Raw genomic sequence first — 1,776 nt, 5'->3', positions numbered from 1 at the left:
AATTCCCTGTAGTCAGCCCCAAGTTGAGTGCGCAGTTGCGGCAATCCAGATTTGAATCATGTCTTGGGATAACTCCGGCCGGTCTGTCGCCAGCTGGCGCCAGAAAGACCTGACGCACCCTCCGGGTTTCGCTAGAGAGACTGACTGGAAGCCGGCAGTTGGCCGGGGAGACGGAACACCGCGTGAGCCCGACACAGGACCAGATCGCCCAACTTGCCCGCGGCCGCGTGCTGGTCGTCGGCGATGTCATGGTGGACCATTACGTTTCAGGCCGCGTGAGCCGGGTTTCGGACGAGGCGCCGGTGCCGATTATCCAGGTGATGGACGAGCGCTGGACAGCGGGCGGCGCAGCGAACGTGGCGGCCAACGTTGCGGCGCTGGGCGGCAAGGCCTTGCTGGTCGGCGTGACAGGCGCGGATTCGGCGGCCTCGACGCTGGCGGGCACGCTATCGAACCTGTCGCGCGCGATCGAGACGCATCTGGTGACGGAGCCGGGACGGCCGACGACGATCAAGACGCGCTATATGGGCAGCCAGCATCAGATCGTGCGGGTGGACCGGGAAAACCCGGGCGCAATCGAACGCGCGACAGAGGACAGGCTGATCGCGGCGGTCGACCTGCTGGCAGGCGATTGCGACGTGATCATGATCTCGGATTATGCGAAGGGCGCGCTGACGGATCGCGTGCTGGCGGCGATCATGGCGGCGGGACAAAAGGCCCGTGTTCCGATTGTTGTGGATCCGAAGCGCAATGACTGGAGCGCCTATCGCGGCGCGTCGATCATGACGCCGAACCGCAAAGAGCTTCAGCTCGCGACGCATGCAACTTGTGGGTCGGATGCGGAGTGTCGGGTCGCCAGCGATATCGCCATCGCCACAACGGGCGCGGCGATCCTGCTGACGCGGTCGGAGCACGGGATGTCGCTGTTCCGGCAGGACGCTGCGCCGGTGCATCTGGCGGCCAAGGCGCGCGAAGTGTTCGATGTGTCGGGTGCGGGCGATACCGTTGCGGCTGCAGTGGCGCTGGGTGTGGCGGCGGGCCTATCGCCTGAAACCGCTATGCAGATTGCCAATGTCGCGGCTGGCATCGTGGTCGCCAAGCGCGGGACAGCGACGGCGACGCCGGCGGAGTTGCTCGCCGAGATCGGCGCGGGCCGGAGCGGACTGGGCGGCGCGCCGGGCGCCCTGCCCCTAGCTGAGGCCAAGCGGTTGCGTGAGACCTGGGGCCGCGAAGGACTGTCGGTGGGATTCACCAATGGCTGTTTCGATATCCTGCATGCCGGCCACATCTCCCTCCTGCGCCAGGCCGCGGCCGCCTGCGACCGGTTGATCGTGGCATTGAATACGGATGCATCCGTGCAGGTCCTGAAGGGGCCGGAGCGTCCCGTGCAGGCCGAGGATGTGCGTGCGGCGGTGATGGCGGCGGTCAAGGGCGTCGACGCCGTGATCCTGTTCGGCGAGGCGACGCCGCTGGAGACCATTACCGAGCTGCAACCGGATGTGCTGATTAAGGGCGCCGATTATTCCGAGGACCAGATCGTCGGCGCGGACATTGTACGTGGCCGGGGCGGACGAATCGTACGCGCGACGCTGGTTGATGGGCAATCGACGACAAAAGTGATCGAAAAGTCGCGCCGTCCGGCCAACAGTTAACGCGCCCTCCACCGCTGTGTTTTAGGAGCGGTCCAAACCCTGCATACCCTGCGGCAGTCGACTTGACTTGAGCCCTGCCCGGGCCGCTAACCATGCCGGACGATGTGCGCTCTGGCTTAGAGGA

At 65.7% G+C, this 1,776-nt stretch carries 1 protein-coding gene; it reads left to right on the top strand.

Features of this window, described 5'->3' with window-relative positions:
- Window positions 1-182: 182 nt before the first annotated feature.
- Entirely contained in the window at window positions 183-1,652 is a 1,470-nt protein-coding gene (rfaE1, locus tag EON91_RS14350; protein ID WP_292096070.1) for a D-glycero-beta-D-manno-heptose-7-phosphate kinase, read from the top strand.
- Window positions 1,653-1,776 lie beyond the last annotated feature (124 nt).

The sequence above is a fragment of the Brevundimonas sp. genome (genome assembly GCF_004210735.1).
Classification (GTDB): Bacteria; Pseudomonadota; Alphaproteobacteria; order Caulobacterales; family Caulobacteraceae; genus Brevundimonas.
This window is presented reverse-complemented; position numbering and strand designations above follow the sequence as displayed.